At 62.5% G+C, this 14,607-nt stretch carries 11 protein-coding genes; 1 reads left to right on the forward strand and 10 read right to left on the reverse strand.

The window, feature by feature from the left end; genetic code table 11:
* Nucleotides 1–11: 11 nt before the first annotated feature.
* From AC1DRN_RS16025 to AC1DRN_RS16050, 6 genes are all read right to left on the reverse strand, one after another.
* Nucleotides 12–1,790 carry an acyl-CoA dehydrogenase C-terminal domain-containing protein gene (locus tag AC1DRN_RS16025; RefSeq protein ID WP_223460178.1) on the reverse strand — a complete coding sequence of 593 codons (1,779 nt, stop codon included), beginning with the start codon at nucleotides 1,788–1,790 and terminating at the stop codon, nucleotides 12–14.
* Nucleotides 1,791–1,796: 6 nt separating this feature from the next.
* Nucleotides 1,797–4,316, reverse strand: coding sequence for an efflux RND transporter permease subunit (locus AC1DRN_RS16030; protein WP_223460176.1), 2,520 nt, complete (start codon nucleotides 4,314–4,316; stop codon nucleotides 1,797–1,799).
* Between the two features lie 16 nt (nucleotides 4,317–4,332).
* Complete coding sequence (locus tag AC1DRN_RS16035) at nucleotides 4,333–5,424, reverse strand: WD40/YVTN/BNR-like repeat-containing protein (protein WP_223460174.1); 1,092 nt, start codon at nucleotides 5,422–5,424, stop codon at nucleotides 4,333–4,335.
* A gap of 181 nt (nucleotides 5,425–5,605) precedes the next feature.
* Nucleotides 5,606–6,964, reverse strand: coding sequence for a DUF1329 domain-containing protein (locus AC1DRN_RS16040; RefSeq protein WP_223460172.1), 1,359 nt, complete (start codon nucleotides 6,962–6,964; stop codon nucleotides 5,606–5,608).
* 41 nt (nucleotides 6,965–7,005) lie between these two features.
* Nucleotides 7,006–9,009, reverse strand: a complete 2,004-nt coding sequence (locus AC1DRN_RS16045) for a DUF1302 domain-containing protein (protein ID WP_223460171.1) — start codon at nucleotides 9,007–9,009, stop codon at nucleotides 7,006–7,008.
* A gap of 124 nt (nucleotides 9,010–9,133) precedes the next feature.
* Entirely contained in the window at nucleotides 9,134–9,700 is a 567-nt protein-coding gene (locus AC1DRN_RS16050) for an RBBP9/YdeN family alpha/beta hydrolase (RefSeq protein WP_223460168.1), read from the reverse strand.
* A 356-nt stretch (nucleotides 9,701–10,056) separates the two neighbouring features.
* Here AC1DRN_RS16050 and AC1DRN_RS16055 point away from each other — a divergent pair, with 356 nt between their 5' ends.
* The gene (locus AC1DRN_RS16055) at nucleotides 10,057–11,073 is read left to right on the forward strand and encodes an AraC family transcriptional regulator (protein WP_223460166.1); all 1,017 of its coding nucleotides are present in this window, start codon (nucleotides 10,057–10,059) and stop codon (nucleotides 11,071–11,073) included.
* Between the two features lie 179 nt (nucleotides 11,074–11,252).
* On the opposite strand, the gene AC1DRN_RS16060 is transcribed toward AC1DRN_RS16055, so the two are convergent.
* From AC1DRN_RS16060 to AC1DRN_RS16075, 4 genes are read right to left on the reverse strand one after another with little or no spacing between them, the layout of a single operon-like run.
* The gene (locus AC1DRN_RS16060) at nucleotides 11,253–12,263 is read right to left on the reverse strand and encodes a YeiH family protein (protein WP_223460164.1); all 1,011 of its coding nucleotides are present in this window, start codon (nucleotides 12,261–12,263) and stop codon (nucleotides 11,253–11,255) included.
* Nucleotides 12,260–12,586, reverse strand: a complete 327-nt coding sequence (locus tag AC1DRN_RS16065) for a Rieske (2Fe-2S) protein (RefSeq protein WP_223460162.1) — start codon at nucleotides 12,584–12,586, stop codon at nucleotides 12,260–12,262. Before AC1DRN_RS16065 ends, AC1DRN_RS16060 begins: the two co-directional genes overlap by 4 nt.
* Nucleotides 12,583–13,245, reverse strand: coding sequence for a DsbA family oxidoreductase (locus AC1DRN_RS16070; RefSeq protein ID WP_223460160.1), 663 nt, complete (start codon nucleotides 13,243–13,245; stop codon nucleotides 12,583–12,585). Before AC1DRN_RS16070 ends, AC1DRN_RS16065 begins: the two co-directional genes overlap by 4 nt.
* The gene (locus tag AC1DRN_RS16075) at nucleotides 13,242–14,573 is read right to left on the reverse strand and encodes an MFS transporter (RefSeq protein ID WP_223460158.1); all 1,332 of its coding nucleotides are present in this window, start codon (nucleotides 14,571–14,573) and stop codon (nucleotides 13,242–13,244) included. The genes AC1DRN_RS16070 and AC1DRN_RS16075 overlap by 4 nt, the downstream gene beginning before the upstream one ends.
* Nucleotides 14,574–14,607 lie beyond the last annotated feature (34 nt).

Genomic DNA, 14,607 nt, shown 5'->3' on the forward strand with positions numbered 1-14,607 from the left:
TGTCCTTTCGATCAGAACTGATCGGCTTGCAGCTCGTAAAGGCAGTCGCTGCCGGCCTTGGCCGATGCGCTCAACGAGTGGATACGCGGCAGTAACCGGGCGAAATAGAAACGCGCGGTGGCCAGTTTGCTGATGTAGAAATCGTCCTCGGCATCGCCGCTCATGACGACCTTGGCCATGCGTGCCCACATGTAGGCGTACGCGGTGTAGCCGAACACGTGCAGGTACTCGACCGAGGCCGCGCCGATTTCGTTCGGGTTGTTTTGTGCCCGGTCGAGCAGCCACGCGGTCAGCTCGTCGAGGGTGTCGACGGCGGCGTTCAACGGCTGGGTGAACTCGCCGAGATCAGCGCCAGCGCTGGCGGTGAATTCGCGGATTTCCGAAGCGAACAAGCGGTACAGCGCCCCGCCGCTACCAACGATCTTGCGCCCGGCCAGGTCCAGGGACTGGATGCCGTTAGTGCCTTCGTAGATCTGGGTGATGCGCACGTCACGCACCAGTTGCTCCTGGCCCCATTCGCGGATGTAGCCGTGGCCACCGAATACCATCTGACCGTGCAAAGTGGTTTCCAGGCCCATATCGGTTAGGAAGGCCTTGGCCACCGGGGTCAGCAGCGATACCAGATCCTGCGCGCGTTGGCGTGTCGGTGCGTCTTCGCTGTACTTGGCGATGTCCAGTTGCAGGGCCACGTAGCTGGAGAACGCACGGCCGCCTTCGTTCAAGGCTTTCATGGTCAACAGCATGCGGCGCACGTCCGGGTGGACGATGATCGGGTCGGCCGCTTTGTCCTTGTGCTGCGCGCCGGTCGGTGCGCGGCTTTGCAGGCGGTCACGGGCGTATGCGACGGCGTTCTGGTACGAACGCTCACCCTGCGCCAGGCCCTGGATGCCCACGCCCAGACGCTCGTAGTTCATCATGGTGAACATGGCCGCCAGGCCCTTGTTTGGCGCGTCGACGATCCAGCCGGTGGCGCCGTCGAAGTTCATCACGCAGGTGGCGGAGGCCTTGATGCCCATCTTGTGTTCGATGGAACCGCAGGACAGCGCGTTGTTTTCACCCAGCGAACCGTCGGCGTTGACCAGCACTTTCGGTACCAGGAACAGCGAGATGCCTTTCGGCCCGGCCGGTGCATCGGGCAGGCGAGCCAGCACCAGATGGATGATGTTTTCGGTCAGGTCGTGCTCGCCGCCGGTGATGAAGATCTTGCTACCACTGACCTTGTAGCTGCCATCGGCCTGGGGTTCGGCCTTGGTGCGGATCAGGCCCAGGTCGGTACCGGAATGGGCTTCGGTCAGGCACATCGAACCGGTCCAGGTGCCGGCGTACATGTTCGGCAAGTAAGCCGCTTTCAGTTCTTCGCTGGCGTGGGCCTTGATCGACAGGCAGGCGCCGGCGGTCAGCATCGGGTACAGGCCGAACGACAGACTGGCCGAGTTGACCATCTCTTCGACCTGCGCCGAAATCGCCTTGGGCATGCCCATGCCGCCGTACTGCGGATCACCGCCGACACCCACCCAACCGCCTTCGGCGAAGGCTTGATAGGCCTGGGCAAAACCGTCCGGGGCGGTGACCGCGCCGTCGTTCCAGGTGCAGCCCTGTTCGTCGCTGGCGCGGTTCAGTGGCGCGATCACTTCGCCGCTGATCTTGCCGGCCTCTTCGAGGATGGCGGCGGCGGTTTCCTCATCGATCACCTCGGCCAGGCCGGGCAATTGTGCCCAGAGCCGGGACACCTGGAAAACCTCGTTGAGTACGAAGCGCATGTCGCGCAGGGGAGCTTTGTAATCAGACATCTTGGCTTACTCGGAAGTGGTCACGGCATGGGGCATGCCGGGACGTTCAGTGGATTCAGCGTTTTCGGTTACCGCGACAGAACCGGGCTGAGGGGCCCGTTCGCGCAGCAGGAACCAGGACAGGGCCGGAATCAGGATCAGCGCGCCGAGCATGTTCCACAGGAACATGAAGGTCAGCAGGATGCCCATGTCGGCCTGGAACTTGATCGGCGACCACACCCAGCACACCACGCCGGCGGCAAGGGTGATGCCCACCAGCCCGACCACTCTGCCTGTGAACGACACGGCATTGCGGTAAGCCTGGGACAACGGCAAGCCCTGGCGCTGGAAGTGCAACTGCACGCTGAGCAGGTACAAGGCGTAGTCGACGCCGATGCCCACGCCGAGGGCGATCACCGGCAGGGTCGCGACTTTCACGCCGATGCCCATGGCCACCATCAAGGCTTCGCAGAGGATCGAGGTCAGCACCAGCGGCAACAGCGCCACCAGCGTGGCGCGCCAGCTGCGGAAGGTGATCAGGCAGAACAGCGTCACCGCCGCATACACGTACAGCAGCATGGTGCGATTGGCTTCGCGCACCACGATGTTGGTCGCGGCTTCAATACCGGCAGTACCGGCGGCGAGCAGGAACTGGCGATCCGCGGTGCTGTTTTCCTTGGCGAACTTGTCGGCAATCGCCACCACCGCGTCCAGGGTTTCGGCCTTGTGATCCTTGAGGAAGGTGATCACCGGCATCAGCGAACAATCGGTGTTGAACAGCTCCGGCGAGTTGACCGAGGCCTGTTGCGCGGCGTAGTTGAGCACGTCCTGGTTGCGCTGGATGCTGTTGAGCTTAGGGTTGCCTTCATAAGTGCCGGCGGTGATCTGACGTACCGCGTTGACCAAGGACGCAGTCGCCTGCACACCCGGATACTGTTGCAGCTCCCAGGCCAGGCGGTCGGCGAGGACCAGGGTCTGGTAGTTCAGGCAGCCTTCCGGCGCGGTCTTGATCATCACCGCGAACAGGTCGCTGGACAGCGCGTAATGCTGGGTGATGTAGGCGTTGTCGCGGTTGTAGCGCGAGTCGGCGCGCAACTCCGGCGCCCCGCTGTCGAGGTCGCCGATCTTCAGGTTCAGGCTGACCACATAGCCGCCAATGCCCATCAAGATGGCGACCAGCACGGCACCGGTGGCCCACTTGGCGGTGGTGAAGCGATCGAGCGCGTCCCACAGTCTGCCGAAGCCTTTGTGCGTCTCTGCGCGGTTGTCGATTTTCAGCGCACGCTCGGCGGCCTTGGCGCCGACTCCGACGTAGGACAGCGCCACCGGCATCAGCAACAGCGAGGTGAAGATCAGTACAGCGACACCGATGCTGGCGGTGATTGCCAGGTCCTGGATCACCGGAATGTCGATCAACATCAACACGGCGAAGCCCACGGCATCGGCCAGCAGTGCGGTGACACCGGCGATGAACAGACGGCGGAAGGTGTAGCGCGCGGCGATCAGTTTGTGGGTGCCACGGGCGATGTCCTGCATGATGCCGTTCATCTTCTGCGCCGCGTGGGACACACCGATGGCGAAGATCAGGAACGGCACCAGCACCGAGTACGGGTCGATGGCGTAGCCGAGCCAGGCGACGATGCCCAGTTGCCAGACCACCGCGATCAGCGAGCAGCCGACCACCAGCAGGGTGCTGCGCACGCATCGGGTGTAGGCGTAGATGATGATCAGCGAAGTGACCACGGCCAGGCCGAAGAACATCATCACCTGGATCAGGCCGTCGATCAGGTCGCCCATGAGCTTGGCGAAGCCGATTACCCGGACCTTGTAATGGCCGGTGCCTTCGACCCCGGATTTACGCGCAGCGCTGTCACCGACGTATTCGATCTTGTCGCGCAACTGCTCTTCGAGCATCTGCGAGAAGGCGTGGTAGTTGATGCGTTGGCCACCGGCCGCGGCTTTGTCCATCAGCGGCACGATCAGCATGGTCGACTTGAAGTCGCTGGCCACCAGACTGCCAACGATGCCGGCGCGGGAAATGTTCTGACGCAGCTGTTCAATGTCGGTGGGCGAGCCCTGATAACTGTCGGGCATCACCGGGCCACCCTGGAAACCGTCCTCGGTGACTTCGGTCCAGCGCACGGCCGGGCTCCACAGCGACTTCATCCAGGCGCGGTCGACGCCTTCGGTGAGGAACAGCTGGTCGTTGACCTGCTTGAGCACGTCGAGGTATTGCGGATCGAAAATATCGCCCTGGGTGTTCTCGACCACCACCCGCACCGAGTTGCCCAGACCGCGCAGCGACTGGCGGTTTTCCAGGAAGTTCTGGATGTAGGGCTGGCTCTGCGGAATCATTTTTTCGAAGCTGGGGCGCAACTCCAGGCGAGTCACGGCCATGAAGCCCAGCACCACGGTGGCGAGCGCCATCAGCAGCATGAACAGCGGCCGGTAGTTGAACACCAGCCGTTCGAGGAGGTTGCCGGAGCGCTGGTCGAAATCCCGCAGTTCGCGGATCACCGGCATGGCGTCTTGTTTGATATTGCCCATGTCTGGGTTCTCGCTCTTAGGGTTCGAGGGCTGGGTCGGCGGACAGCGTCCGGGCACCACGGCTGCCGGCCAGCACCAAGGCGCCAGCGGCGGACTGGGCGGCACCGGCGACCGGGGTCGGTGCCGGTTGCCGCACCAGATGCAACTGCGCACCCGTCCCCTGGCTGACCAGCATCTGCCCGCCCTGGGTGAACAAGCGATAGTTGCCACGGGCATCGATCAGGCCCGCGGTGATGCTGACGTGCAGGCCGCTGTCCAGCGCAGTCCAGCTCTGGCCGCCGTCGGTGCTGCGCAGCACGTTGCCGCGCAGGCCGTAGATCAGCACTTCGCCAGGCTTGCCGAGCACGCCGAAGAAGCTGCCTTGATAAGGCGTCGGCATGGCATTGAAGCGTTGGGCGCTGTCGTCCCACTTGAGCAACAGGCCTTGCTCGCCAGCGATGTACACACTGTCACCGGTGGAGGCGATGGCGTTGAGGTGGAAACCTTGCGGGTTGTCAGTGCGGTCCTGGAATGGCGTCCAGGTCAGGCCACCATCGTCGGTGCGCAGGATCAGGTTGAATACGCCGACCACATAGCCGGTTTTGTCGTTGGCGAACCAGACGTCGAGCAGCGGTTTGTCCGCGCCCTGATCGGCTAGTCGTTGGCCTTCCATAGCCAACTGGGGCCATTGCTCATTGCCCGGTTCGGCGCTGGCCAGCGCCGTGTAATGCTTGACCAGCAAGGCGCCGATCTGGCGACCGTCGAGTTGCTTGTGCCAGGTCGCACCAGCGTCAATGCTGTGCAGCACTACGCCGTCATTACCCACCGCCCAGCCCTGGGTGGTGGTCGGAAAATTCACCGCAGTGAGATCGGCACTGACCGGCACGGCGGCCTGCTGCCAATGCTTGCCGGCATCATCGGAAAACAGAATATGGCCACGCTGGCCGACGGCGATCACGCGCCCGCCGGCGCGGGCCATGCCGGACAAAGGGCTGTTGATCGCCAAGGCGCTGACCCTGGCGGGCAGGTCCAGCACATCGACGTAATTGGCCGCCTGGGCGATGCCGTGCGACAGGCCGAGCACGACACCAAACGCCAGCCGCAAAATATTATTTTTATACGAACACATACTGCGTCCTCATCGGAAAACCGCGCCACACCTCGCGCCGTGCAGCTCATGTGGGAGCGAGCCTGCTCGCGATGGACCAGAGGGCGACGCGGGCATCCAGAAAGCACGCGTCATCGTTAACGTCCATCGCGAGCAGGCTCGCTCCCACAGTGGATCGTGCGAGCGTTTGCTTGCGGTTGGCTTAGCGAATGCCGGCGCCGGCCAGGGATTCCGAAGACCACTGCGCCTTGGAGAGCGGCTCGATGTACTTAATGCCGCCGTAAGGGCCGACTACACCGTTGATGTTGTACGAACCACCGACCAGGTCGTAGATCATGAAGGGCGTCGAATCCGGAACCTGCTTGTCGTAGCTCTGGCTCAGGAAGGCAAACGAACCACGATAGAGCTGACCACGGGCGTCATATTGATCCGAGGCCAGAGCGGTCCAGCTGTCTTCGTCGAGGTAGAAGCGGCGCTTGGCGTAGATGTGACGGGCACCGGCCTTGAGGTTGCCTTCGACGACCCATACACGGTGTTTCTCCCAGCGCACGAAGTCCGGTGCCAGGTGATTGGCCGTGGTCAGCGACTTCGGATCCTGCACGTAGGTCAGCTTGTAGGTGTTGTAGGGCACGATCATTTCCTGCTTGCCGACCAGTTTCCAGTCGTAGCGATCCAGTGCACCGTTGAACACGAACACGTCATCGTAGGTGCCCGCACCGGCGGTACCCGGGTTAGGCGTGTCGTAGGCCAGGCTCGGCGCCAGTTTCACTCGACGCTGGCCCGGCAGGTATTGCCAGGCGCGACGCGGCTGCTGCAACGGGTTGGCGGCGTCCTTGAGCATGATCGCCTCACCGGCCCGGCGCGCAGGGCCGGTGTACGCCAGCTTCATCTGGTAGTACACGTCGGCGCTGCTGATCGGCTGCGAGAGGTTTTCATAGATCGGGTAGGAGATGTTCGCTTGCCCGGTGGTCGCCAGGCTTGGCACACCGGCGGAGTCGACGTTCCAGGAGTCGTACTTGGAGCTGATGCTGACGCCTTGGTAGCGCAACAGGAAGTTCCACATCGCTTCGTTGCCCGTCTGCGGAATCGGGAACGGAATGCCCGGCAGCACGTTGTCGATGGCCAGGCCACCTTCCAGGGATTTGGCGCCGCTGGCGTTCTTCACGCCGTTATCCAGAATCGCTTGAGGCAGCGAAACGGTGCGATGCGTCGGGAACACGTCGACACGGAACGTCGGGAAACGCTTGGCCAGTTCTACCGTGGTCGCTGTGAGCAGGCCCTTGTACTGATCGACGTTCTTGCCGTCGATCACCAGCAGCGGCTTTTCACTGGCAAACGGATCCGGGCGCATGCTGTCGCCGGCCTTGAAGCTCGCCGGCGCAGTGGTCAAGCCACCGTTATAGGCAGGAATGGAACCATCAGCGTTCCCGGCTTTTTCAGCCCCTGCCTGTGTCAGGCTGGTGCCCAGCTTGGCAGCTTCCTGGGTTGAAACAGCGGCCTGTGCCTGGGCGGCAAGGACCATGGCCAGCGAAGCGGCCAACACGGTTTGTGCGAATTTCATCTTGTTATTCTCCTGCTTGCATTGAGCAAATCAGTGGTGAATCAAAAGGTTGTTTTCATCGTCAGGTACACGGCGCCACGGTCCTCAGTCGTGGCACCCCCTCCGGAGAAGGACGAGTAGCCACCGGCGAAACAGGCGTAGTTTTCGTTGCCGCTAAAGGCGTTGGGCGTGGAGCCGTCACCGCCATTCGGGCCGGTACTCACACCGCTGACATTGCATTTTTCGGTTTTGCCGAAGGAGTCCACGTACTTCAGGTCAACGAAGTATTTGTTGTACACAACGGCACCCACGCCCACGGCATAGTTGCCGGTGTCCTTGGCACCGCCACCGGAGACCGGCGACACGCCAGCGAGACCGACGTTGACCGACATCGGCGCGTTGAGGTCGACACCGGGAAACACCTGGTACCAGGTCGGCGTGAAGTTGACCGCGATGCCCCAGTTGTCACGGGTCGGCGCGTCGATGCCGCGATAGCTGTCCTTGCCCTTGTAGAGTGCCGAGTTCTTGTCATCGAGCTTGAGCAGGTTGCTGTAGTACAGCTCGGCAAGCACGGTTGCCTGATCGAACACCGGCGTTTTCGGCAGGGTCATCAGACCGTTGAGCGTCCAGTGCAAGGTGTCACCGGTGGCGCTCATGCTGTCGCCGCGGCTCGGGGTGTCGTAGACCACACCGGTGGCGTCGGTACGTGCAGGCAGCAGACCAAGCCCTTGCCCCAGGCCCAGCGGGCTGCGGGTACTGACGATCGCCGGGATACTGGCCAGCGGCATGTTGTGACGGATGTTCAGGTCCGAACCGACGCTGATCCCGCCCACGTCCTTGGACAGGCTCAGGCCAAGGATCTTGATGTTGTCGGCATAGGCCATCTGATAGGTGGCGGTGTCCAGCGAATTGAGGGTGTTGATCACCGCAGGCACTTGCCCTGCCGGCCGGGTGCCGTTGGGGTTGGCCGAGGTGATGCCCCTGGCGTCCAGAAAGGCTTGCGGCAGGATTTCCGAAGTCTCGCGGTAGTAGACGCCGAGGGTGCCATCGAGCCAGGCCGGTGACCACTTGGCCATGACGCCCCAGTCGCCGCTGCTGCCCGGTGTCAGGTCATGTCCGCGACGCACGTTGGTCAACGCATTGCACGGCGCCAGGCCACAACCCAGCGGACTGCCGGGCACCACGCCATTGGTGTTGCCGAGCAGGAACGATTGCGCACCAAAGCCGACCAGATCGGAACCACCGTAGTAAGTACCGGCTTCCGGCAGACGCGCGGCGTCCCAATCGAGGAAGTACTGGGCACCCACGGTCAGCTCGGGATTGACGGTGAACGACATCGACAACTGGTTACGCGGGACAAACAGTTCCTTGGCTTCGGTGCCCGGCGACGCGGCAAGCTTGGCCAGGTCGAGGCCGGACTGACCATAGCTGACCGAGTGCACCGGGTTGAGAATGGTCTCGCCCCAGAACACGTTGTGCTGACCGGCCTTGACGCTGAACATCGACTCCTCGCCCACTTCGGTGCTGTAGAACACGAAGGCATCGAGGATTTCGCCCGAAGGACCGCTGTAGTAGCGCTGGGCATAGTTGCTCAGGTGCGGGCTGCCATTGCCGACGTTGTCATGGGTCACCCCGGCCAGGCGCGGGTCGTTGGCGATCAGGCCCGAACGCGCATCGTTGCCGTTGACGAACGGGTTGGAATTGGAACCGGTGTTGTCATAGGCCTTGTCGTACCAGCTGGCGGCGCTGACGCGAAAACCCATGGCGTTCTTGTAGACCACATCCATTTCGGTCAACAGGTCGATACGGTTGGTGATGTTGGTGCCGGCCTTGCGGAAGTTGAAGTCGCCGTCGTTGTTGTTCGGCGTTCCCAACATGCGTTTGTCAGCGCTTTCGGTGCGTACGCCGTAGTTGTACTTCACGGTGTTATCCAGACGCGCGGTCCAGTCCGGATTGCCCAGATCGAGCTCGAACCCATGGGCCGTCGGCGCGATGACGGCCAGAATGGCCGAGGCCAGCAAGGTGTAGCGTGCTGCAGTGAAGCCGTGACTCTTATTGTTGTGCATTGCGTTGTCTCCGCCTTTTTGTATTTGTTTTAAGCGCAGCCGCCCTCGCGCAAGCCTCTGTGGGTTTGCGTTTAAGGAATGAGGGCAAATGCCGGTTGGCGTACTGCCAGTCCAGCTCCTTGTACTAGCGATCCAGCTCCTGGATGAGTGCCTCGGCTTGCTGCCAATGGCCAAATCCTGCGGCCGGATTGAGATGGCCGACATCGCCCAGATCGAGCAATTCAGCGCCCCAGCCTTCCGCCATGCGGGTGACCGCAGCAAGACTGGCCAGGTGATCGTTGGTGCTGCCGGTCACGATGCTGCGAAATGGCAGCGGGCCCAGGGGCAGAGGATTCCAGCCCTGGCTACGCAGGGTTTCGGAAGAAGGATAGTTTGCCGGCCAGACCGCATCGAGGTCCGGTGGCGCGGCCAGCAAGGCGCCCTTGATCGGACGGCTGTAGTGCGCAGCCCAGTGCGCGACCATCAGCACGCCGGCGCTGTGGGCCACCAGAATCACGGGCCCGTCGATCTGTTCGAGTTCGTGTTGAATCGCCCGCACACGGGCCATGCAATCGAGTTTGTCGGTCGTAAGCGGCGCAACACTGCGCACGTTGCTCAGCCTGGCGGCAAGCAATGTTTGCCAATGTTCGGCCACGTGCTCGCGCAGACCCGGAACGATCAGAATGGTGGCGGCAGTTTGCAGTTTGTCCACGGTCAACACCTTCGCTTTCTCGATAACTCGACTGGCTGTTTTCGCCAGGGGCTTTTTGTAGGGTCGACATTAAAGAGCGCCCACCCGAAGCGCTTTACATTGGACGTCAGGCACTTTTCTTTTGATGACAAATTGTCGGACAGCAGGACAGCGCGACCGCCGGTCGAAAAATCCCCCAGGTTGGCGCAAGGTCACTGTAATCAACGGATGAGCGCTGATGGCTCCCTGCAGCGTAGAAGATTGGTGACCGGACAGCATGAAAACCATCAACGACATGACAACTGTTCAACTGTTGATACGCTGGATATAGTCGCCACGCTCACGCCAACCGCCATCGGCCCAGGGAAGACTTTCGCATGACCAAGCTTGTTCGCGCCGCTGTCTTGACCAACTACCTGGAGGTCACCCAGTACCTGGGTTTCAACCCACGCGACGTGCTGGCCGCTGTCGGCCTGAGCAGAGCCCAACTGCAAGCCCCTGAACACCGTATCCAGATCGATGCCGCCGTGCGCTTGCTGGAAGACTCGGCCGCCGCCAGCGGCTGCCAGACCTTCGGCCTGAGCATGGCCGAGTCGCGCCAACTCTCGGACTTCGGCGTGGTCAGCCTGCTGCTCAGCCACCAGCGCACCCTGCGCGATGCCTTGCAGGTCGTGGTGGATTATCGGCACCTGATGAACGACTCGCTGGCGATCTTCATCGAAGAGGCCGGCAAGATGGTGATCATTCGCGAAGAGGTGGTCACCGAAACGCCCATGCCCAGCCGCCAGGCCACGGAGCTGGCCATCGGCGTGATGTTCCGGTTGTGCTCGGCCCTGCTCGGCTCGCACTGGCACCCCTACAGCGTCAACTTCATGCACCAGCCACCGGACAACCTGCACCTGCATCGCCGCTTGTTCGGCTGCAACCTGGAGTTCGGCAGCGAGTTCAACGGCATCGTCTGCCCGGACGTCAGCCTCGACATGACCAACCCCAACGCCGACCCGGCCATGGCCCGCTACGCCCAGGGCTACCTCGACTCGCTGCAGAACCACGAAGGCGCCTCGATGCTGTTCGAGGTGCGCAAGGCCATCTACCTGCTGCTGCCCATGGGGCGCGCCACCATCGAACAAGTCGCCCAGAGCCAGGGCATGAACGTGCGCACCCTGCAACGCCGCCTCAAGGACGACGGCTGCGCCTTCAACGACGTGATCAACGACGTGCGCCGCGACCTGGTGCTGCGCTACCTGGACAACCCGAACTACTCCCTCAGCCGCATTGCCGACATGCTTGGCTACTCGATGGCGAGTTCGTTTACGCGATGGTTTATCAGCCAGTTTGGAATGCCGCCGGCGACGTGGCGGGCGCAGAAACAGGCGGGGGCGAAGTCGTCCTGACAGCCCGGCAAAAAAAAACGGCGACTGCTGGCACAGTCACCGAAAGCGCGAAATTAAAATGCAATCCCTGTAGGAGCGAGCCTGCTCGCGATGAGGGAGTGTCAGTCGACATCAATGCTGAATCTCGGACCGCTATCGCGAGCAGGCTCACTCCTACAGGTTTTGTGTCTGGCTGAAGACTAGAGCCCCCAGCGCAGCAACAACAGCACCAGCACCACCAGGAACACCGTCTCCCCCACCATCAGCAGAATCGGTTTGATCCCGACCGCCGCCAGCTCCTTGAGGCGGGTCTTCATGCCCAGGGCACTGATGGAAATCACCAGGCACCAGCGCGACAGTTCGTTGACCGATCCCTGCACCGCAGGCGCTATCCAGCCGGTGCTGTTGATGCAGGCCAGAATCAGAAAGCCGACGGCGAACCACGGCAACAGCGGCGGGCGCTTGCCGGTCGGATCGGCGCCTTGCATGCGGGTGATCATCGCCGCGGTGACGATCACTGGCAGCAGCATGGCAACGCGCATCAGCTTGACCACTGTGGCCGTGTCGCCGGTCTCGGTCGACATGCTGTAGCCGGCGCCGACCACTTGGGCCACGTCGTGGATCGTGGCGCCGAGGAATACGCCTGCGACCTGCGGCGACAACTCCAGCCAGTTGGCGATCATCGGGTAGACGATCATCGCCATCGTCGACAACGCCGAAACACCGATGACCGTGAACAGTGTGGCGCGTTCTTTCTGCGGATGGTTCGGCAGCGCCGCCGCCAGTGCCAGGGCCGCCGAGGCGCCGCAGATGGCCGTCGCGCCGCCGGTGAGCATGCCGAACAGGCGCTGGAAACCCAGGGCCTTGGCCGCGACCACCGAAACGCTGATGGTCACCACCACCAGAATCACTACCAGGGCTATCGGCTTCCAGCCCAGCGCCGCCATCTGCTCCAGGGTGATGCGCATGCCCAGCAGCGCCACGCCGATGCGCAGCACCGTGCGCGCAGTGAACTCGATACCGGCCTTGCACGGGCCGTCATCGGCGAGAAAATTCAGGGCCATGCCCAGCAGCAAGGCGAACAGCATGACCGGCGCACCGTAGTGCTCGGACAGGAACGACGCGGCGGCCGCCACGATCAGGCTGACGATAAGCCCCGGTGCCAGTTCGCGCGTGCGACTGTGGATACGGGTAAGAGCAATGGCGCTCATGGCGCGTTCTCCTCGGATGCGATGACGATAAACGCCTGGCCGTCGATGTTCTCGACCGGGTAGTTGGTGACTTTGACCTGGGTGGAATTGAGCATGTAGCCGCTGCGCAAATCGAAGCGCAGGCCATGGGCGCAGCATTGAATCACCCGGCCCTCAAGGCGCCCGCCACACAGCGAGGCGCCCTGATGCGGGCAGCTGTCGTCGATGGCAAACAGCTGCCCGTCGACGTTGAACAGCGCCAGGCTTTTGTCATCGAATTCGAACAGCGCTCGGCCACCGGCCTGCGGGTGTTTGCCGGCAGGTACGGGAATGCGCCGGGTCATGCTGGCTGCCGCTCGCGGTCACTTTCCTTGAGGGCTTCGTTCATGGCCCCGAGCAGCGCCTGGGCAGGTTGCGCACCGATCACCGTCAGGCGACCGTCGAACTGAAAGCTCGGCACGCCACTGGTCGCGCCGGGGGATCCTGCAAATGGCGTGGCGTCGCCCTTCAGGCAATCGAGCACTTCGTTCGTGTCGACGCCGCAGGAGCGGGCAATGGCCAGCAAGGTCTCACGGCAACCGAGGTTTTCGCGTCTCAGGAAATAAGCGGCGAACAGGCGTTCGAGCAACATTTCACGCTGACTGGCATTGCCCAGTGCGCTGGCACGCTCGAACAAACGATGGGCGTCCGCGGTGTTGGGCATCGTCTCGATACGGCTGAGGTCGATGGCCAGTCCAACCGCCCCGGCAGCTTGCTGTACCTGGTTCTGACGCATGGCCACCGCGTCGGCATTGCCCAGGCGCTTGCGGTAGAAATCGGCGAAGGGTTCACTTTGTACCGGTATCTGAGGCAGCAACTGCACCCCGTGCCACGCCGTGGTGATCTGCACATCCGGGTGACGGCTGCGAAACTGCACCTGCGCATGCTCCAGTTGGCGTTTGCCGATCAGGCACCAGGGGCAGATAAAATCGAAAAACACATCAATACGTAAACGACGACTCACAACTTCACCTCTATCCCGGCTTCACGGACAGGGTCAGGCACGCTCTGACCCTGAAGGCGGGCAATATCTTTGTGGTAATGACACTTGGCATAAAAGAACACCGCCGCCGCCGCGAGGCTGACCAGTGGCACCAGTTGAAACGCGGCATGCAGACCGATGAGGTCGGACACACGGCCAGTCAGGAACGGCCCGGGGGCCAGCCCCAGCAGGTTATTGGCCAGGGTCAGCGTGGCGAACGCCGTACCGTGGACGGAGTAATGGGTCAGGTTGGCAACCATCGCACCGGCGGGGCCAGTGGTGCCGGTGGCAATCGCCATGCCCAGACAGATCAGCGCCAGTTGCACAGGCCCTGCCGATAATGCGAACGCTGCCGACAGCAGCAGGCAACTGCCCAGGCAAAAACCAATGGCCAGGCTGACCTTGCGCTCCGGCGAGTTCCGACACAGGCGGTCGCTGAGCATGCCGCACAGGATCATCCCCGCGCCGCTGCACAACACGATGATCGCCGCCATGCCACCGGCCTTGTCGGTAGGCATGTCGTAGTAGCGGTTGAGGTAGCTGGGAATCCACACCATCACTGTACCGCCGACGAACAACTGCAAGCCGCTGGCGACGTAGGTCGCCACCACCGAGCGGCTGGACCACAGCGTGCGCAGCGGACGCTTGACCGCGGCGGCCGTCTTGTTCGCAATCTGCGCGGCACGTTGTGGCGCAATGCGCGCTTCCTTGACGATGAGCGGATAGAGCACCGCCAGCACCAGGCCAAACAGCGACATGCCGGCGAACGACCAGCGCCAGCCCAGCTTGGCGGCAATCGCACCACCCAAAGCCATGCCCAACACCGAACCGAACATCCCGCCGGCCATGAAGGCACTGGCCAGGGTGGCGCGCATGTGTTTGGGGAACACCGAGATCACCACGGCGATGCCCACGCTGCCGTAGGCCGCTTCACCGACGCCGACCATGAATCGCGCGATGAACATCTGCTGGTAGTCCTGCGCCAGCGCGCAACCCAGGGTCGCCACGCTCCACAGGAACGCCATCAGCGCCAGGCTCTTGACCCGGCCGAAACGGTCGGCCATCAACGACAGGGGAAACGTCAGCAGGCCGACCATCAGGGCAACGATGCCGCTGAGCAGACCGAGCTGTCCGTCGCTCAACGCCCACTCAGTCTTGAGCAGCGGGAACACCGCGTTCAGTACCTGACGCGACATGTAATCGGAAATCAACAGGCCGAACGTCAGTGCAAAGACGATCCAGGCATATTGGCGCGCAACGCCGACTCCGCTGGAGTCGTCATCGTCAGCGGCGATTGGGTGAAAGGCCATGCAGCCTCCTCAAGAGCTTTGTTTTATTTTTGTT

Source organism: Pseudomonas sp. P5_B3 (genome assembly GCF_056400405.1).

Coding starts and splice junctions, on each gene's coding strand:
- AC1DRN_RS16025 (WP_223460178.1), bottom strand. CDS start 1,790: ATGTCTGATTACAAAGCTCCCCTGCGCGACATGCGCTTCGTACTCAAC.
- AC1DRN_RS16030 (WP_223460176.1), bottom strand. CDS start 4,316: ATGGGCAATATCAAACAAGACGCCATGCCGGTGATCCGCGAACTGCGG.
- AC1DRN_RS16035 (WP_223460174.1), bottom strand. CDS start 5,424: ATGTGTTCGTATAAAAATAATATTTTGCGGCTGGCGTTTGGTGTCGTG.
- AC1DRN_RS16040 (WP_223460172.1), bottom strand. CDS start 6,964: ATGAAATTCGCACAAACCGTGTTGGCCGCTTCGCTGGCCATGGTCCTT.
- AC1DRN_RS16045 (WP_223460171.1), bottom strand. CDS start 9,009: ATGCACAACAATAAGAGTCACGGCTTCACTGCAGCACGCTACACCTTG.
- AC1DRN_RS16055 (WP_223460166.1), top strand. CDS start 10,057: ATGACCAAGCTTGTTCGCGCCGCTGTCTTGACCAACTACCTGGAGGTC.
- AC1DRN_RS16060 (WP_223460164.1), bottom strand. CDS start 12,263: ATGAGCGCCATTGCTCTTACCCGTATCCACAGTCGCACGCGCGAACTG.
- AC1DRN_RS16065 (WP_223460162.1), bottom strand. CDS start 12,586: ATGACCCGGCGCATTCCCGTACCTGCCGGCAAACACCCGCAGGCCGGT.
- AC1DRN_RS16075 (WP_223460158.1), bottom strand. CDS start 14,573: ATGGCCTTTCACCCAATCGCCGCTGACGATGACGACTCCAGCGGAGTC.